The organism is uncultured Coprobacter sp. (assembly GCF_947855755.1).
Lineage (GTDB): Bacteria > Bacteroidota > Bacteroidia > Bacteroidales > Coprobacteraceae > Coprobacter.
Genome location: NZ_CANUAR010000005.1, coordinates 72973 through 91023 on the forward strand (window position 1 = coordinate 72973; position 18051 = coordinate 91023).

The 18051-nt window shown below is 38.7% G+C and carries 16 protein-coding genes; 9 read left to right on the forward strand and 7 right to left on the reverse strand.

The genetic code is table 11. From position 1 onward, the window contains the following. Nucleotides 1-9: 9 nt before the first annotated feature. From Q0093_RS04660 to Q0093_RS04670, 3 genes are read right to left on the reverse strand one after another with little or no spacing between them, the layout of a single operon-like run. The gene (locus Q0093_RS04660) at nt 10-1392 is read right to left on the reverse strand and encodes an ATP-binding cassette domain-containing protein (protein ID WP_297928610.1); all 1383 of its coding nucleotides are present in this window, start codon (nt 1390-1392) and stop codon (nt 10-12) included. Between the two features lie 4 nt (nt 1393-1396). After that, the gene (locus tag Q0093_RS04665; RefSeq protein WP_297928611.1) at nt 1397-2335 is read right to left on the reverse strand and encodes a hypothetical protein; all 939 of its coding nucleotides are present in this window, start codon (nt 2333-2335) and stop codon (nt 1397-1399) included. Then, nucleotides 2323-3417 (reverse strand): metallophosphoesterase, encoded by a 1095-nt coding sequence (locus tag Q0093_RS04670; RefSeq protein WP_297928613.1) that lies wholly within the window; start codon nt 3415-3417, stop codon nt 2323-2325. Before Q0093_RS04670 ends, Q0093_RS04665 begins: the two co-directional genes overlap by 13 nt. Nucleotides 3418-4019: 602 nt before the next feature. On the opposite strand from Q0093_RS04670, the gene Q0093_RS04675 reads away from it, so the two are divergent. Continuing rightward, a complete protein-coding gene (locus Q0093_RS04675) occupies nt 4020-5702 on the forward strand; it encodes a putative transporter (RefSeq protein ID WP_294177606.1) in 1683 nt (560 codons plus the stop codon). Nucleotides 5703-5779: 77 nt separating this feature from the next. Here the strand turns inward: Q0093_RS04675 and Q0093_RS04680 are convergent, their stop codons facing one another. From Q0093_RS04680 to Q0093_RS04690, 3 genes are read right to left on the reverse strand one after another with little or no spacing between them, the layout of a single operon-like run. After that, complete coding sequence (locus Q0093_RS04680; RefSeq protein ID WP_297928615.1) at nt 5780-6238, reverse strand: hypothetical protein; 459 nt, start codon at nt 6236-6238, stop codon at nt 5780-5782. A gap of 30 nt (nt 6239-6268) precedes the next feature. Continuing rightward, nucleotides 6269-6778, reverse strand: a complete 510-nt coding sequence (locus Q0093_RS04685) for a hypothetical protein (protein ID WP_297928617.1) — start codon at nt 6776-6778, stop codon at nt 6269-6271. Then, the gene (locus Q0093_RS04690) at nt 6775-7296 is read right to left on the reverse strand and encodes an RNA polymerase sigma factor (RefSeq protein WP_297928707.1); all 522 of its coding nucleotides are present in this window, start codon (nt 7294-7296) and stop codon (nt 6775-6777) included. The genes Q0093_RS04685 and Q0093_RS04690 overlap by 4 nt, the downstream gene beginning before the upstream one ends. 226 nt (nt 7297-7522) lie before the next feature. Between Q0093_RS04690 and Q0093_RS04695 the strand changes: the two genes are divergently transcribed. The 8 genes from Q0093_RS04695 (at nt 7523) to Q0093_RS04730 (ending at nt 15343) form a co-directional block, all read left to right on the forward strand. Beyond that, the gene (locus Q0093_RS04695; RefSeq protein WP_297928619.1) at nt 7523-8881 is read left to right on the forward strand and encodes a TolC family protein; all 1359 of its coding nucleotides are present in this window, start codon (nt 7523-7525) and stop codon (nt 8879-8881) included. A gap of 41 nt (nt 8882-8922) precedes the next feature. Next, nucleotides 8923-10140, forward strand: coding sequence for an efflux RND transporter periplasmic adaptor subunit (locus Q0093_RS04700; protein WP_297928709.1), 1218 nt, complete (start codon nt 8923-8925; stop codon nt 10138-10140). Nucleotides 10141-10176: 36 nt separating this feature from the next. Then, a complete protein-coding gene (locus tag Q0093_RS04705; RefSeq protein WP_297928621.1) occupies nt 10177-10923 on the forward strand; it encodes an ABC transporter ATP-binding protein in 747 nt (248 codons plus the stop codon). Nucleotides 10924-10935: 12 nt separating this feature from the next. Then, nucleotides 10936-12156, forward strand: a complete 1221-nt coding sequence (locus tag Q0093_RS04710; RefSeq protein ID WP_297928622.1) for an ABC transporter permease — start codon at nt 10936-10938, stop codon at nt 12154-12156. 74 nt (nt 12157-12230) lie between these two features. Then, complete coding sequence (locus Q0093_RS04715) at nt 12231-13274, forward strand: sensor histidine kinase (protein ID WP_297928624.1); 1044 nt, start codon at nt 12231-12233, stop codon at nt 13272-13274. Next, a complete protein-coding gene (locus Q0093_RS04720; RefSeq protein WP_297928626.1) occupies nt 13271-13996 on the forward strand; it encodes a LytTR family DNA-binding domain-containing protein in 726 nt (241 codons plus the stop codon). The genes Q0093_RS04715 and Q0093_RS04720 overlap by 4 nt, the downstream gene beginning before the upstream one ends. A gap of 56 nt (nt 13997-14052) precedes the next feature. After that, the gene (gene rd, locus Q0093_RS04725; RefSeq protein WP_294177614.1) at nt 14053-14214 is read left to right on the forward strand and encodes a rubredoxin; all 162 of its coding nucleotides are present in this window, start codon (nt 14053-14055) and stop codon (nt 14212-14214) included. Between the two features lie 187 nt (nt 14215-14401). Further along, a complete protein-coding gene (locus Q0093_RS04730) occupies nt 14402-15343 on the forward strand; it encodes a DMT family transporter (protein WP_297928629.1) in 942 nt (313 codons plus the stop codon). Here Q0093_RS04730 and ccsA read toward each other — a convergent pair. Then, nucleotides 15335-18043, reverse strand: a complete 2709-nt coding sequence (gene ccsA / locus Q0093_RS04735; protein WP_297928630.1) for a cytochrome c biogenesis protein CcsA — start codon at nt 18041-18043, stop codon at nt 15335-15337. The two genes, Q0093_RS04730 and ccsA, sit on opposite strands and share 9 nt — an antisense overlap. Nucleotides 18044-18051: the final 8 nt, after the last annotated feature.

Here is an 18051-nt window from a genome sequence, read left to right on the forward strand (position 1 = left end):
ATAATAAGTTTATTGAATTCTTACAATTTTATCAGCTATTCTCGTCTCATCATCTTGATGTGTAACATACAAGATAGTCTTTCCGTACCGGACCTGCCATTTCCGCAAATAGTCCATAACTCTTTGCTTCAAATCGAAATCGAGCCCTTTAAACGGCTCATCAAGCAAATATAAAGATGCAGGGAAAAACATCGTTCGCGCCAATACGACACGTTGACATTCTCCCCCGCTCAACGTTTCAGGAAAACGATCTATGCAATTTCGCATATCCAGTTGTTCCAAAATCTCGGTTATTTCTTTACGAGCCGTTTCCTCTCGCATACAAGACGAACGGGAAAGCGCGATATTTTCATACACCGTCAAATGCGGCAAAAGTCTGTATTCTTGAAAAAGAAAAGCCACTCTATAATCTTTTTTTAAAGACACATCTCCCGCTTCGGCATGATCCAACCCCGACAACAGACGCAACAACGTTGTTTTCCCATATCCGGAAGAAGCCATTAAACAAGTAATTTTTCCCCTCGAAACAGACAACTGTAACTCCGATAATAAGATTTTATGTCCATATCTCTTTCGAATTCCCTCTATATTGAGAATATCGGGAAAATTCTCCATTATTTTTTCCGCATGATCTTTTGAGGCGAAAGAGACCGGGAAACTATATTTTTCAATCCTTTTCAATAACGATTCAAAACCATACGATATAACTACGGCAACCAACGTCCAAGCCAACAAACGAGGAACTTCTATAAAGCCGTGAGCTTCACGAATCATAACTCCGATACCTGTAACGGGTTGCGCCAAAGCTTCTCCCATAATAATAGCTTTCCATCCTAATCCTGTTGTGGAGATCAGTCCGCTGAAAAGATAGGGCGATACTGCCGGATAAATAATATGTTTTACTTTTTGCCTTATTGAAAAAGCATACATATAGGACATTTCCAGCAAGGAGTGATCGATATTCCGAAAACCGGCTATTAAATTCTCGGTCAACACCGGAACTATAGTTATCAAAGCCATTATCAGAGGAATGTATTCCGGAGAAAACCAAATCAAAAATAAAAACAAAAATGAAATAATCGGGACGGAACGAAATAAAGTCAAAAAAGGATGAATATACGTGCGAAACGCATCTGATCGGGAAGCGCGCCATGCCAATATCGCAGCCAGACAAAGGGAAAGCAACATCCCGCATATTCCTCGCAACAAAGTCGATAATATGGCAGACGAAAAAGAGGCCTCCGAAAACAAATAAAATACTGCTGCAATGAGCTGAAAAGCTGAAGGGAAAATATCTTTGTTCCCAATAATATATAGCGAAAAAAACTGCCAACATAGCAATACGGTAAACCATGAAGCTGCAATAAGAATATATTTTTTTCGCTTTCTCATAAAATTATATCGAATTATCGGATATATAGAAACTATCGTCCGGGAACTTGCCTCCTATGGATTTCGGATAATACTTGAAAATAACATGCAGCAAACTATCTACTGAAATTCTGACGGAAGAGCGTGACCTGTATTCGATGCGACAACGAGCATATACTGTTGCCAAATCAATTTTACCGGGTAATATTTTATAGCGTATCAGCCGACTTTCTGTTTCCGGATTTTCAGGTGTACTCTTCCTCACTGAAACCGACAATAAAGAATCGACAGAATTCAATAAATTTTTATCTTGCTTTATTCCTGAACTAACGACCACTGCCGTTTGTGCAAAACCATTCGGACTGAATTCTTTTGCCAAATCATAGCGGACAAATAATGATGAATCTTTTTGTAATGCCAAAGATACAAATGGTTCTGGCAATATAGCATTAGATATCTGACGACTCATCAAGGCTCTATACAAATCTTGAGGTGTAGAATAGGTATAATCGGGATAGAGATCTTGTAAAGCAGAAACACTTTGCAAATATTTCAGCAATACATCGGAAGTTGTACCCTGTCCAAATAAAAATACAGGAAATGGCGACCTATCAGCTCCTTTATCGGACGAGACCCAAAATAAATTTCCCCAAACCGGACAGGCTAAAAGAGAATAACCTGTATTTTTATTGTACAAATTTACAGCCGAAGAAAGCGGCAAAACCGCTATATCTATTTTTTTTTGTATCATTAATGCCTGCACCTTCATCGGATTATCGTACAAAACAGCTTCAAACCGTTTTCCTTGAATATAATAAACCGAATCTAACAAGTTGGAAAATGCTATTGCCGAAGGACCTTTCAACAGAGCCATACGAATTACAGGCGAATCGGACGGTGCTTTTCTACAAGAAAAACCTGTTATTAAAAAGAAAACGCAAATTATAACTTTTACGATATACATTTAAGTCGAATTACTGTTATCTCAGGCGTTGCTCCTACCCGCATCGGCATAAACACACAACCTATACCTTCGTTTACATATAAAAATTGATTCCCCTCCCGATAAAGTCCGCTCCAACGAGGATAACGCATCGCTGCCGGAGAATAACGCCAATTTCCCAGTTGCAACTTAATTTGCATGGCATGAGTATGTCCCGAAAGAGACAAATCTATATTCGTACCTGATATAACTTCTTCATCCCAATGCATCGGATTATGGGTTAATAAAATCTTAAAATATCCATCATTCAAATCCGGATAAGCAGCATTCAAATTTCCGTATTTCGGGAAAGGAGGTTCACCCCAATTTTCAACTCCGATCAGAGCCACAGAATCATTACCGCGATATAAATACACCGACTCATTATTCAACATTCGCCACCCCATCTCTTTTTCTCTTATTCTGAGATGTTTCCGATCTTCTAATTTTTCCGATACATCTTTCCATGGTACATAATCCCCGTAATCATGGTTACCGAGAATCGAATATACCCCGTTCTTTGCTTTCAACCCGGAAAGTACATGCAAGAAAGGTTCTAATTCGGCACTGCGCAATGTAACCAAATCACCGGTAAAAACGATCAAATCGGGATCTAATTTATTGATTTGCCTGACCATCTCGGATATGAATACCGTATCTGATCCAAAACTTTCTAAATGGATATCGGAAATCTGTACGATCTTATAATTATCAAATCCTTCCGGCAATCGGGATGATTCTACGGAAAGTTCTCGAATAACCAAACGCTCTCGATTGATAAACGCCCCATAAGCCATAGATCCGAAAACAAACAAAGCTCCTACAACTCCTATATAATTAAATATATGGAACATCTTTTTTCTAAACAGACAGGGTACATAGTCCCATACAGAGAGCAAAAAGTAAGTAATCTTAGGGGCATAAACCAAAAAGTAGATGAACATAAACCATATAAATAACATACGGTTATCGACATCCTGATGATTTTTCATAAGAGCATAAGCAAACAAAAATGCTGCCAATAACAAACAATTAATACCCCAATAAGATATACGCAACCACATATACCGACAGATTTTCCGTATGATCCGGAAATAAATATAGAAGTCTATTGCAAAATTAATGCAAACTAATGCAAAAAAAGCTATCAGTTGTAGTCTCATATTTTGAATAACACGTTAGCATATCGCTTTACAAAAATACAAATAATTCCGAATCTAAAAGATGTAATTTCGAATCTCCGACAATACATTAATTTTCTTTAGAGTATCGTCTATACACTGTTCTAAACCGAAAACAAATTTAATGATAATAAATCGTTTATTTTTTGCCGCATTAATTAAATATCCTTACCTTTGCAGCCTCTTAAGTAACGGATTATTTTATTTTTAGAGAAAGTGATTTTTCCACTTTATAAAGACAAAAATAAGAGCTTGTTTAAATTTGTATAAACATTTTTTGAGAATTGCTTTAAAGTTGTTTTTCTATTTCGATAAGGAGCGATAGCGAAGACGATACGCAAGAATAGAGAAACAAACCGAAAAGAGACTTAAAAAGTTTGGATATAAATTTTATTGGAAATTTTGAATAGGTTCTAAGATACGAAGCGATATAAAAAACAATTTTTGAACTTTTACATATTTAATTTATACACTTTATATTAACCATGACTTGGATTGAGAATCTGCTATTTACTTCTTCATCGGTCGCACATACGGTATTATTATATGCCTTTGTAATCGCTGCGGGAGTATATTTAGGGAAAATGAAAATCTTCGGCATATCCTTAGGAGTGACATTCGTGCTTTTTGTAGGGTTATTGGCCGGACATTTCGGATTTGTGGGAGAAGCCAATATCATGCATTTTATGCAAGAGTTCGGACTTATCCTTTTTGTTTATTCTATCGGGTTGCAGGTAGGCCCGGGATTCTTTTCTTCCTTTAAAAAAGGCGGAATGACCCTGAACTTACTCGCAACGGGAATCGTATTGCTAAATGTCGCCGTAGCTTGTACTATCTACTTTTTAGCTAACGGTCGAGTCGAAATGCCTATAATGGTCGGTATTTTATCCGGAGCTGTAACAAATACTCCGGGATTAGGAGCAGCCCAGCAAACTTTAGCCCAACTGCATTTCGATGGAAAACTCGATGTTGTACCTGAAATCGCTTCAGGCTATGCTGCCGCCTATCCTTTGGGAGTATTAGGTATTATCCTTTCGATGCTTATCATACGAGCTATATTTAAAGTAAAATTGGATAAAGAAAGCCGTCAAATAGAAGAAGAAACCGCAGCCAGCGTACTTAAACCGCACTTGGTTACCTACAAAGTAGAAAACCAACTGATTTTCGGGAAACCTTTAGATGAACTAATGAAACTCATCGACCGGAACTTTGTTATTTCTCGAATAAAAAAGAATAATAATGAAGTTATCATTCCTCAATCTTCAACTATCATAGAACAAGGGGACTTACTGTTGGTCGTATTGTCGATTCAAGACGAAGAAGCATTGAAAGCTTTCATCGGCAGTACAGTAGAAATGGACTGGGAAGCCATCCATGCTCCCGTAGTATCGCGCCGCATACTCGTGACAAAATCGGAATTTAACGGACGAACGATAGGATCTCTTCGGTTACCGATGGGATACCGATTAAATGCCACCCGTGTCAACCGTGCCGGTGTCGATCTGCTTGCTAACCCAAACCTGACTTTGCAAATCGGAGACCGTCTGACCGTTGTAGGAAAGCTGGAAGATATAAACCGCCTGGCAGAAAGACTCGGAAACTCGATGAAACGTCTTAACGAACCGAATATGATTACTCTTTTTGTCGGAATATTTTTAGGTATCATTTTAGGAAGTATCCCATTAGCGATTCCGGGAATGTCGTCATCCATGAAATTAGGGTTGGCGGGAGGACCTTTAGTAGTTGCTATATTAATAGGGCGTTTCGGATATAAAATGAAATTGGTGACTTATACTTCTACCAGTGCCAGTTTAATGCTTCGAGAAATAGGAATATGCCTATTCTTGGCAAGTGTCGGAATTACGGCAGGAGGAACATTTGCAGAAACCGTATTCAGTGGAGACGGATTACTTTGGGTATTGTGGGGATTCTTAATAACAATCATACCGCTTTTGATTATAGGTTCTATCGCTCGCGGGTATTACAAAATCAACTACTTTACCCTTATCGGACTAATCGCAGGAAGCAATACCGATCCGCCTGCATTGGCTTATGCAAATAAGACTACCTCGACAGATGCTCCGGCAGTCGCTTATTCAACGGTATATCCTCTAACGATGTTTTTGCGGGTGCTTACCGCCCAACTATTGATTTTATTATTTTGCTAAACATAAAAATGAAGTCCGGAAATTCCGGGCTTCATTTCGTCACACCACTTTTCTTCTCTGGAATTTAATTAATATATTTACCTTTTCGGTTTTCCTGTCCGACGTAAATATTCCATTCTTATTTTCCTTTTAATATCCGAATCGGATTGATACAATTTTATAACTTGCTGAGGAGACAATATTTCTAACAAGTTATCCATATATTGTTTATTCAAAACATACAATTTATGTTCTCTGTCAAGATATTCCCTAAGAACTGTCTGAGCCTTCTCGTCAGACAATGTATCAGCGTTCATCCGATTAAACAATTTATGATTCAGCATGTTCAAACGGGCAACCCTTTTTTGATACTGTTTATATACGGGACGAAGCTGTGATATCTGCATTTCCGTAAGATTCAGACGCTCTTGTATTTCCGATAAAGAAACTTCAACCATTCGCTCTTGTAACTCTTTTTGCTTTTCCTGAATAGGAGGTCTCTGCGCCCATAACACGATAGGCACACACAAAAACATCAACATCAATACTCTATTCATAACTACCATATTTAATCTTAAACTAATAAATTAATTATACCACTGATCTACAACCGTTCCACCTGTAATTTCCGTAAGAAACATCAGATCTTCATCACTTAGCTTATCGATCAACTCATCCATCGGCAAATCCTTTTCTGTTTGTGAATATTTAAAATTTTCCGCTAAAGTTTCTTCCCATAGCATAAATTCCAAACTTGAGTCTCTTTGAAAAACTTCATTAAAAACATTCCCGACATATTGATCTGAAACGGGATAAAATTCTTTCAACGAATCGTCGGCCGAAATCTCTGCTATCCTCAATTGATCCGAAACTTCTTTCTTATGTCCGGCTCCTATGTAAACCACCAATAACAAAATTGCAGCAACACTCCCCAACATGTAAAAGAAATAGTTCCTACGAAAACCTGACTTTCGAGAAAATTTTTCTTGTTTACAAGTCTCAAGCACATTACGGGTAACTCTCTGCAAAACCTCCTCATCTACCCGATAAGGTAAACGCTTGCCGACCTGATCAAAATAAAAATCTTTATCTTTCATATCTGATTATTTACCATATATTTTTTTACCTTTTCCACAGCATAATGGTAACCGGTTTTCAATGTTGCCACCGATTGCCCTGTAATACGACTTATCTCCTCATAGCTCAATTCATCATAATATCTCAAATTAAATACAATCCGCTGCTTTTCAGGCAAACGCAAAATCGCCTCTTGAAATCTCAATAACAATTCATCCGCATCTGCATTATTTTCGGTATAAAGCGTTTGTATCAACATGTCACTAACCTCTTCATATGGTGTAAAGGATAACTTTTTACGCCGTAAAAATTGCAAACTTTCATTTGTCGCAATCCGATAAAGCCAAGTAAATAAACGGCTTTCTCCTCTAAATTCATCCAAAGACCGATAAGCCTTTATCAACGATTCCTGCAAAATATCTTCCGCATCCTCATTCGATACGACCAAACGTCGTATATGCCAATACAGAGACTCACGATACATCACAACCAGTTGTTCAAACCCTGTATTACGCATTTTCGGGTCACGCAACTTCATTATTATATCCTGCTCCGTATCTCCAACCATAAAACAAAGTCTAAATTTTTAATTAATTCTATCTATTGGATGCCTATTTATCGATAAAGTTAAACCTATTTACTTCAATTTTTTGTTTTATCTGTAAAAAAAGAAGATCTGTCGGTGAAAAGCTACTCTTTTTATATTTCGATTGGCTGAGAAAACAGCCATATTTAACTTTGTATAAACACAAAAAGAAAGACTTATGAATTATTATCGTATCGGAATTTTCGTGTTTTGTTTCTGTACAGGAGGACTACGGTTATTATCTGCTCAAGAAAAACCTCAAGAGTGGACTTTAAAAAACTGCATAGACTATGCACTGACACAAAACATTCAACTCAAAAAAAGTAAAATTGCATTGGAAAGCAGCCAGGTAGATAGTAAATCTGCCCGAGCCAAATTGTTCCCGTCTCTCTCATTCGGGTCAACTCAACAGTATATAAATACCCCCTTTCCCGAAGGTAACAGTTTAGACAATTACGTAGTTACCGGCAGTAAGGGCAGCAGTAAAAACTCATACACCGGAAACTATTCTCTTCGATCATCGATGACTTTATATAACGGGGGAAAATTGCGAAACAACATCAAATCTTCCAAACTACAAGAACAAGTACAACAATACTCGGTAGAAGAAGAAATCGACAATATCGAGACTTCTATTACCGAAAGTTTTTTACAAATATTATACGCACAAGAATCTGTAAAAATCAACGAAGAAACCGTAGCTCTTTCAAAACTACAATGTGAACGAGGAAAAGCTCTGTTGGAAGCCGGTTCTATTTCTCAAAGCGACTATGCCCAATTAGAATCACAATACAGCTCGGATAAATACCAACTCGTACTTTCACAAACGACTCTGGAAAGTAACATACAGACGTTAAAACAACTTTTGGAAATGGATATGACAGAAACTCTGAGTATTTCTACTCCGACTCTCGAAGCACATGATGTCTTGACACCATTACCCGGAAAAGAGGAAGTCTACCAATCAGCTTTAAATTTTATTCCCAGCATACAAAGCGGAAAACTCGGAATCGACATAGCCAAACTGGAACATAAAAATGCCAAAGCCGGATACTATCCCACTTTAGATTTGTCAGCAAGTGTCGGTACAGGTCACATTTCAGGCAATGACTCAAATTTCGGACAACAAATGAAAAATAAACTGAACGAAAGCATCGGGCTCACTCTCAGCGTACCGATCTTCAGTAACAGAGAAAATAAATCGGCGGTAGAAAAAGCTAAACTGCAAATTTCTGAAGCTGAGTTGGAATATCTCAATGCCCAAAAAGAACTTCAAAAAATAATAGAAGATATTTATTTGGACGCAACTTCATCTCAAGCCCAATATGCAGCCGCCATAGAACAAGTAAAAGCATCAAAAACCAGTTATAATCTGGCACAAGAACAATTCAATTTAGGAATGAAGAATACGGTAGAATTACTCACTGAAAAAAATAATTTTCTTTCAGCACAGCAAGAAATGTTACAAGCCAAATATATGGCTATTCTAAATGCTCAGTTATTAAGATTCTATCAAGGCAAAGAAATAACTCTTTAAATAAAAACGAATAAAAAATTAAATAGACATATACAATGAAAATAACAAAAAAGAAAACCGTCCTTATTGTCATAATCATAGCAATCATAGGAATAGTTATATGGATGTTAAGTAACCCATCCAAAAAGAATGAAATAGCATTCGACACGGCAATTATAACAAAACGAGACATATCGAACTCGGTAACAGCAACGGGAAGTATAGAACCTGTTACCAAGGTAGAAGTCGGTACTCAAGTATCCGGAATCATCGATAAGTTATATGCAGACTATAACTCAATAGTAACCAAAGGACAACTAATCGCCGAAATGGACAAAGTTACTTTGCAAAGCGAACTCGATTCTAAACAAGCGGCTTATGACGGAAGTAAAGCTGAATATGAATATCAACAGAAGAAGTATGCCCGCAGCAAAACTTTGTATGACAAAAATCTGATCAGTGATACCGAATATGAAGAGGCTGTCTATAATTATGAAAAAGCAAAAAGTACTTATCAAAGCCAAAAAGCAGAGCTGGCAAAAGCAAAACGGAATCTTGCCTATGCAACTATCACATCACCTATCGATGGTGTCGTGATAAGTCGTGATGTTGAAGAAGGTCAAACCGTAGCCGCCGGATTCGAAACACCTACCCTTTTCACAATCGCTGCAGATTTGACTCAAATGCAAGTAGTTGCAGATGTCGATGAAGCAGATATAGGCGGTGTTGAAGAAGGTCAACGGGTAAGTTTCACTGTAGATGCATATCCTAACGATACGTTCGAAGGGAAAGTTACTCAAATACGTTTGGGTGACGAGAGTAGTTCAAGTAGTAGCAGTAGTTCTTCTACATCGACCGTCGTTACCTATGAAGTAGTTATTTCTGCCCAAAATCCGGAATATAAACTGAAACCGAGATTGACAGCAAATGTAACGATTTATATCCTCGACAAAAAAGATGTACTCAGTGTCCCGGCAAAAGCTCTTCGATTTACTCCGGAAGCTCCGTTGATCAATCCTGACAATAAAATTATCGATTGTCAATCAGAACATAAAGTATGGACACTCGAAGGAAACACCTTTACCGCTCATCCCGTAAAGGTCGGCATCACGAATGATATATACACAGAAATTCTCGATGGTGTTACGGAAGGAATGAAAATCGTCACGGAAGCAACAATAGGACAGCAAGCCAATCCTGAAATTTCCACAGGAGAATCTAAAGAACAAAATCCGTTCATGCCAGGCCCTCCGGGAAGAAATAAAAAAGATAAAAAATAATTCACCGACAATAAAAGGAACGGATAACTATTTATTATGAAAAAAGTAATCGAATTACAAAATATAAGAAGAAATTTCCAAGTCGGAGATGAAATCGTCCACGCTCTTCGGGGCATATCGTTTACGATTTATGAAGGTGAATTCGTGACGATTATGGGGACATCCGGATCTGGTAAATCAACACTGCTCAATACATTAGGTTGTCTCGATACCCCGACAAGCGGTGAATATTTTCTGGACGGCATATCCGTGCGTACGATGAGCAAATCGGCACGTGCAGTATTAAGAAACAGAAAAATCGGTTTCGTATTCCAAAACTACAATCTTTTACCTAAGACAACAGCCGTAGAGAATGTAGAGCTCCCGCTGATGTATAATCCCGACATCAGTAGTGCAGAAAGAAAAAAAAGAGCGATAAAAGCTTTACAAGACGTAGGATTGGGAAACCGTCTGGAACACAAATCGAACCAGATGTCCGGAGGCCAAATGCAGCGTGTGGCTATCGCACGTGCATTGGTAAATAATCCGGCCGTAATTCTTGCTGATGAAGCAACCGGAAATCTCGACTCGAGAACATCTTTCGAGATCCTCGTACTATTCCAGCAATTGCATGCCGAAGGACGTACGATTATTTTCGTTACTCACAATCCAGATTTAATACAATACAGTAGCCGAAATATTCGGTTACGAGACGGTAAAGTCATAGAAGACTCTATAAATACAAATATCATGTCGGCAGCAGAAGCATTAGCGGCTATGCCTAAACCCGAAGATGACGAATAAAACGTAAAGACAATGAACGGAACCAATTTATTAAAAATAGCCTTGCGTGCGCTCGCAAACAACAAACTGCGAGCTTTTCTTACCATGCTGGGAATCATTATTGGAGTTGCATCGGTTATCACGATGCTTGCCATAGGGCAAGGGTCAAAAAAAAGTATTCAAACTCAGATTGCAGAAATGGGATCTAACATGATCATGATACATCCCGGTGCAGAAATGCGGGGTGGTGTCCGTCAAGATCCGTCAGCCATGCAAACTCTGAAATTGGATGATTTCAAATCTTTACAAGATGAGACAAATTTTTTGTCGGCTGTCAGTCCGAACGTATCATCTTCCGGTCAATTGATAAACGGAGCAAACAACTATCCCTCATCCGTAACAGGAGTCAGTCCCGAATATCTTGAAATACGACAACTCTCCATAGAAAACGGAACGATGTTCACAGATGCTGACATACAAAGCTCTGCCAAAGTCTGCGTGATCGGTAAAACAATAGTCGATAACCTTTTCCCCGACGGAAGCGATCCGATCGGGAAAGTGATCCGTTTTAACAAAATCCCGTTCAGAGTAGTCGGTGTTTTGAAATCCAAAGGATATAATAGTATGGGAATGGATCAAGACGATGTTGTACTCGCTCCTTATACCACTGTCATGAAACGATTACTCGCAGTTACCTATTTGCAAGGAATCTTCGCTTCTGCCCTCACAGAAGACATGACCGATAATGCAACAGACGAAATTACTGCGATTTTAAGAAAAAATCATAAACTGAAAGAATCCGATGACGATGACTTTACCATCCGGTCTCAACAGGAATTGAGTACAATGCTGAATACTACTACCGATTTGATGACGACACTTCTTGCTTGTATCGCCGGAATATCATTAGTTGTGGGCGGTATAGGAATCATGAACATCATGTATGTATCGGTTACCGAACGTACACGTGAAATAGGTTTGCGTATGAGTGTCGGAGCAAGAGGTATCGATATTCTAAGTCAGTTTCTGATCGAAGCTATCCTAATCAGCATTACAGGAGGTATTATCGGAATATTAATCGGGATCGGAGCATCTTTCGCTGTAAAAAATATTGCACACTGGCCTATATACATACAGGGTTGGAGCGTACTGCTCTCTTTTGCCGTGTGTACTATAACCGGAGTATTTTTCGGATGGTATCCGGCACAAAAAGCATCTAACCTCGACCCGATAGAAGCCATACGGTATGAATAAAATCAAATAAATAACTATATTTGTAATGTAATCATAAAATGATGCCGGACACACCTAAAAAAAAATCTTTGCAATTGATTATACATATTCTCGGATGGGGTATCGTATTCGGAATTCCTTTGTTTTTTTTCGAAAGGAACTCGACCGCCGATTACATAGAACGTTATCTGCGATTTATCTCTGCTCCGGTATCATTGATGATTATTTTTTATTTCAACTATTGCTATCTGATCGATAAATTTTTATTCAGAAAACAAACACGGGAATACCTGCTTTCAAATATCGTACTCATTGCATTCGTAACATTATGCCTGCACCTCTGGCACGAACTGCATATACCGGGAGCAATGCCGCCGCCGAATCCGCCCAAACACTTTCAAGTAAGAAAGTTTGACGGTATGATATTTTTCCTCACCCGAGACATAGTACCGCTAATTTTAGCAACCGGAATGAGTGTCGCCATAAAAATGACCAACCGCTGGATACAATCCGAAAATGAAATCAGAGAACTCGAAAAAAGCCGTACTGAGGCAGAATTAAGAAATTTAAGGAATCAGCTCAATCCTCATTTTTTGTTTAATACACTGAATAATATTTATTCTCTGATCGCTTTATCTCCGGAAAAAGCTCAACAAGCGATTATGGATTTGAGTAAATTACTTCGATACGTATTATATGACAACAGCCCCGAATTCGTACCGCTCCAAAAAGAGATGGAATTTGTGCGCAATTACGTAGAATTGATGCGTTTGAGACTGACCGACAATACTGAAATAAAAATTTCTCTGCCCCAATCGACAAGTTCGGGAACGTTAATCGCACCTCTTTTGTTTATCTCCCTGATCGAGAATGCTTTCAAACATGGGGTCAGCAACTCTCAGCCATCTTTCATACACATCGATATAAGCGAATACAGCGATCAGCGTATCGTTTGCACAATCGAGAACAGTTATTTTCCCAAAAACGAAACGGATAAGAGCGGTTCGGGGATAGGTCTCGATAATTTACGTAAAAGATTGGAACTGCTCTATCCGGGACGTTATCTTCTGAACATTGAACAGACAGATGGCAAATACATTTCTGCATTGATATTATTCACCCATACCGAAGAAGAATGATACTGAACTGCTACATAATCGATGACGAACCTTTGGCTATACGACTATTAGAATCGTATGTCAATAAAACTTCGTTTTTACACCTACAAGGATCTTGTACCAATGCCGTTACCGCGTTGGCTGATTTATCGGAAAAATCGGTCGACTTGCTTTTTTTGGATATACAAATGCCGGAATTGAACGGTCTCGAATTTTCAAAAATCATCGGAGACAGATGCCGGATTATTTTTACCACAGCTTTCGAACAATATGCCGTAGACAGTTACCGGGTAAATGCTCTGGATTATCTTTTAAAACCTATTGCTTACCCTGATTTTCTGAATGCTTGTGAAAAAGCTTGTCAATGGTATGAACTTACGGATAACACCGCTCGGAAAAAAGAAGAATTAAAATCGATATTCATTAAAACAGACTATAAGCTGGTACAAATAGAATTAGATAAAATTTTATACGTGGAGGGTCTCAAGGACTATGTAAAAATCTATGTCGAGAACGAACCTCACCCTATTCTCTCTTTAATGAGTTTAAAATCACTGGAAGATGTTCTCCCTTCGGATCGCTTCATTCGTGTACATCGATCTTTTATCGTACAAGCAGACAAAATCAAGGTTATCGAGCGAAATCGGATCGTTTTCGGGAAACAATATATTCCGATTTCCGACTCATACAAAAGTAATTTTCAGGCAATGATCAACCAACGATCTATAACCGGAAAATCTTGACAACTTTTCAAAGCTTTACTTGTTTATTATACTAACCATAACAAAAATCAAAAAGTATGAAGTACAGATGTGTCGTATGCGATTGGATCTATGATCCGGAATTAGGAGACCCGGATGGCGGAATAGAACCCGGAATTCCTTTTGAAGAATTACCCGATGATTGGGTATGCCCGGTTTGCGGTGTCGGAAAAGAAGATTTTGAACCCGTAGAAGAATAAAATCTAAAAATATAATGGCCTCCGGAACAATCTTGAGGCCATTATATTTTTAGAACCTATATAAATCCTTCGATAATATATAAGTTCGACTCAATGTTTCAATTCATTCAATAATGTTAAGGGATAATAAAAATCGTCTATTTATCAAAGACAAAATCTACTTTTGCACGATCAAAAAAATACGGATATGTCAGTAAGCAAATACCAAGGACATATAGCAATACTCACGGCTAATATTATCTGGGGACTCAATTCTCCTATTTCCAAAACAGTTTTGAACAGTGGAGACATCTCTCCTTTCGCACTCACGACATTCCGTATGGTAGGAGCTGCTGCAGCATTTTGGTTGGTCTCCCTTTTTACGAAAAGAGAAAATGTCCCGCCTAAAGATCTGGCCATGTTATTTTTTGCTGCCTTATGCGGAATCGTATTTAATCAGGGAGTATTCATTTTCGGACTTTCCATGACCTCTCCCATCGATGCCTCTATCGTGTCGACAACAGCTCCGATCATTACCATGATCATTGCGGCTTTCTATTTGAAAGAACCGATTACCAATAAAAAAGTATCCGGTATATTTCTGGGTGCTGTCGGAGCTCTTATGCTAATAATGAGCGGACAAAGTACGAACGTATCTTCGGGAGAAAACAAAATAGCGGGAGATCTGCTCTGTCTGTTTGCACAAGCATCTGTCGCTACCTATTTAGTCCTTTTCAAAGATCTTATCAGTCGTTACACACCGATAACCTTGATGAAATGGATGTTTATGTATGCCAGTATGTGTTATATACCGTTCTCTTACCATGATATCGCGACAATACGATACGAAGAGCTACCTGTTTCTCTTTATTCTGAAATCGCATTTGTCGTCTTGGCCGCAACATTTCTTTCGTACATGTTTATTCCTATCGCACAAAAGACTCTACGACCGACGGTCATCAGCATGTACAATTACGTACAACCTATCGTAGCTTCACTAATTGCCGTAATAGTAGGTATGGATACATTTACTGTTGTTAAAGCTATTGCTATCACATTGGTATTCGTCGGCGTATATGTCGTGACCCAAAGTAAATCGAAAGCCCAGATGGATGCAGAAAAATTACAGAAAGAGAAAGAATCAGTCTGATAAAGAGTCCGGTATTCTCTTTCTCGCAGCAATAACGGCTAAAATTGTTATTCCCCAATAAACCAATCCGATAATATCCACAGCCGGCGGTACGTCGCCACTTCCGTATGAATGCAATCCTGTAAGATAATAATTGACTCCGAAATAGGTCATCAACACCGACAACAAACCATAGACAGACATCACGCTGAATGCATAATCGCTACGCAACTTCGGCACAAAACGGGCATGGATAATCATCGCATACACGACAAGTGTTATTAAAGCCCATGTCTCTTTAGGATCCCATCCCCAATAGCGCCCCCACGATTCGTTTGCCCAAATCGCACCTAAAAACGTACCTGCAACAAGCAAACAAACACCGATATGTAATGACATTTCGTTAATAATGCGCAGTTTTCTTATTTCTGCCTGCTTATTATTCCGCACAATAAAAAACATCGTCAACACCCCGATCAAAAAACTCATACCGAAAAAACCGTAACTTGCCGTAATTACAGCCACATGGATCATCAGCCAATAGGATTTTAAGACAGGAACTAATGGTGTAATTTCCGGATCCATCCAATTCAGATCGGCAACAAAAAGGATAACCCCCGCAAAAAAAGCGGCAAGTGCCAAAACCAAACCCGAACGACGAGCAAACAGCAAACCGGCCAAGAGTGTAGCCCAACCGATATAAATCATAGACTCATAAGCATTAGACCAAGGAGCTTGTCCCGAAATATACCAACGCAATCCGATTCCACATGTCTGCAAAAAGAAAAATAAAATAACCGTACCGATAAAAAAACGGACAGTCCATTGACACCACCGGGAAGGTTTCGCCTGAAACCATAATATAGCTGTCAATAACAAAATTCCGGATAACAGACAACCCATAGCCGAAACAAAGAACAGATTCGCTTTATTATAGAACAATTCGGCTTTCAGTTGCTTTTGTGTCATTACCTGCACCTGACTCCGAGCTTTCTGATAGACATCTATCATTCCAATAATATCGGACGGAGTGTCCCAATTACCAGTCGTATAAGAGCGAATCGATTCGTCGCTATACCACAACATAATTTTAGAGACAAACAAAGAATCTTTTCCTGAAAAAGCAGAAAGATCATCCCCTGCAGAAACCCATTTACCGTTTTTATCACTCGGGCACGGAAACAAGGCAAACATCTTCCCTTGTTGCAAGCCATACAATATATTTACTTTTTCATCCAATTTCAAAATATCCTTTTCAAGCCGAGAGCGAGACGATACCGGCTTCATATATATATCCTCTACAAATTTTGCGAGCTTATACGCACCGTCATTTTCAAATAAATCATTAAAAGCAATCTCTTTTCCCGTCGTCCCGAGCAATTTATGCAATTCCAAATTCGTCTGACGAATAACGGGCACGCTATTCCAATAAACAGCATCGAAAATAAAACCTAATACGACCTGCTCGGAGGTTAATCCGTGAAATGAGTTTTTACGGTATATTTTTCTCAATAATGAAGCGGTATAAGTATCGACGGGTTCTATACGTCCCGATGGGTTCTGTATCTGCAACTGCCCCCACCGATCGGCAAGAGACACGGGAGATACACTCTTCTGCAAATCTCTTATCGTAATCTCCTGTGCAGATATAGAAACAGAAGAAACCGATAAAAAGAACAAAGCAATTATTTTTCTATTTCCGGTAAGAACAGTCAATTTCCTGTTCAGAATTCTGAAACGGGAATCCTTATGTGCAAAAATAAAAATCATACCCAATAACAACATGGCATACCCGATATAAGTTACAGATGTACCGAACGTATCATTATTTACCGAAAGAACAGTTCCCTGTTCATCGGTATCATAAGATGATTGATACAAACGATAGTTCTGTTCATATACAACTCTATTCATGTATATCTTTTCTTCCCGAACCGTACCTCCTGAAATAAGAATCAAATCACTCTCAAAAGAAGAAGGACTATGTGAACCCGGATAACGGATCAGTCTAAAATCCTGAAGATGAACCGTAAACGGTAACGTCTTGAAAACAGAGCCATAGGCAATGGATATGTCGACATCTCCGACTTTTACATTCTCCGGCTCGCCGACCTGATAATCTTTCCCCGACAAAAAGACCGTACGCTCATCATTCCCGACTCTCAAAGACATTTCCAATAAATGATCGCCATTTTGCAATGACGAATATTTTACTTTATCGAGACTAATATCGATCTTCTCATTTCCCAAACAGATCGTTTCGGAAAAAGGCTGCGTAAACAGCGAGTTTATCTCTATCGGAAATTCAAAATTTACAGAATGCCCTTTACTCTCAGCCACACCGGAAATGTAACTCTGATGAGTTAACATTTGAGACGTTTGTTCTCCCTCCCGAATATGTATAATCCCCTCATATCCCCAAACGCGGGTGATCAACGCTCCGGCTAACACGACAGCAAAAGCCCAATGAAATATAATAACCCCATATTTTCGATGCCTCCATAAATGTACTTTCAATGAAATACCGATAAAATTTATGATTAAAAGTAGCTGCAACAGATAGAACAGAACATTGTTATACACAACCGCACGAGCCGCCGGAGATCCATAACGGCTTTCGATAAATGTCGCAGCAGCCAATAATACGGCATATAACGCCAATAGTATCAGCATCAATTTATAAGAGGTAAAAAAGGATAAACAACGGACACTTTTTTTCATGTGATTAC

Excerpts from the sequence above, each read along its gene's own strand:
- Q0093_RS04660 (WP_297928610.1), bottom strand. The coding sequence starts at position 1,392 with ATGAGAAAGCGAAAAAAATATATTCTTATTGCAGCTTCATGGTTTACC.
- Q0093_RS04665 (WP_297928611.1), bottom strand. The coding sequence starts at position 2,335 with ATGTATATCGTAAAAGTTATAATTTGCGTTTTCTTTTTAATAACAGGT.
- Q0093_RS04670 (WP_297928613.1), bottom strand. The coding sequence starts at position 3,417 with ATGTGGTTGCGTATATCTTATTGGGGTATTAATTGTTTGTTATTGGCA.
- Q0093_RS04675 (WP_294177606.1), top strand. The coding sequence starts at position 4,020 with ATGACTTGGATTGAGAATCTGCTATTTACTTCTTCATCGGTCGCACAT.
- Q0093_RS04680 (WP_297928615.1), bottom strand. The coding sequence starts at position 6,238 with ATGAATAGAGTATTGATGTTGATGTTTTTGTGTGTGCCTATCGTGTTA.
- Q0093_RS04685 (WP_297928617.1), bottom strand. The coding sequence starts at position 6,778 with ATGAAAGATAAAGATTTTTATTTTGATCAGGTCGGCAAGCGTTTACCT.
- Q0093_RS04690 (WP_297928707.1), bottom strand. The coding sequence starts at position 7,296 with ATGAAGTTGCGTGACCCGAAAATGCGTAATACAGGGTTTGAACAACTG.
- Q0093_RS04695 (WP_297928619.1), top strand. The coding sequence starts at position 7,523 with ATGAATTATTATCGTATCGGAATTTTCGTGTTTTGTTTCTGTACAGGA.
- Q0093_RS04705 (WP_297928621.1), top strand. The coding sequence starts at position 10,177 with ATGAAAAAAGTAATCGAATTACAAAATATAAGAAGAAATTTCCAAGTC.
- Q0093_RS04710 (WP_297928622.1), top strand. The coding sequence starts at position 10,936 with ATGAACGGAACCAATTTATTAAAAATAGCCTTGCGTGCGCTCGCAAAC.
- Q0093_RS04720 (WP_297928626.1), top strand. The coding sequence starts at position 13,271 with ATGATACTGAACTGCTACATAATCGATGACGAACCTTTGGCTATACGA.
- rd (WP_294177614.1), top strand. The coding sequence starts at position 14,053 with ATGAAGTACAGATGTGTCGTATGCGATTGGATCTATGATCCGGAATTA.
- Q0093_RS04730 (WP_297928629.1), top strand. The coding sequence starts at position 14,402 with ATGTCAGTAAGCAAATACCAAGGACATATAGCAATACTCACGGCTAAT.
- ccsA (WP_297928630.1), bottom strand. The coding sequence starts at position 18,043 with ATGAAAAAAAGTGTCCGTTGTTTATCCTTTTTTACCTCTTATAAATTG.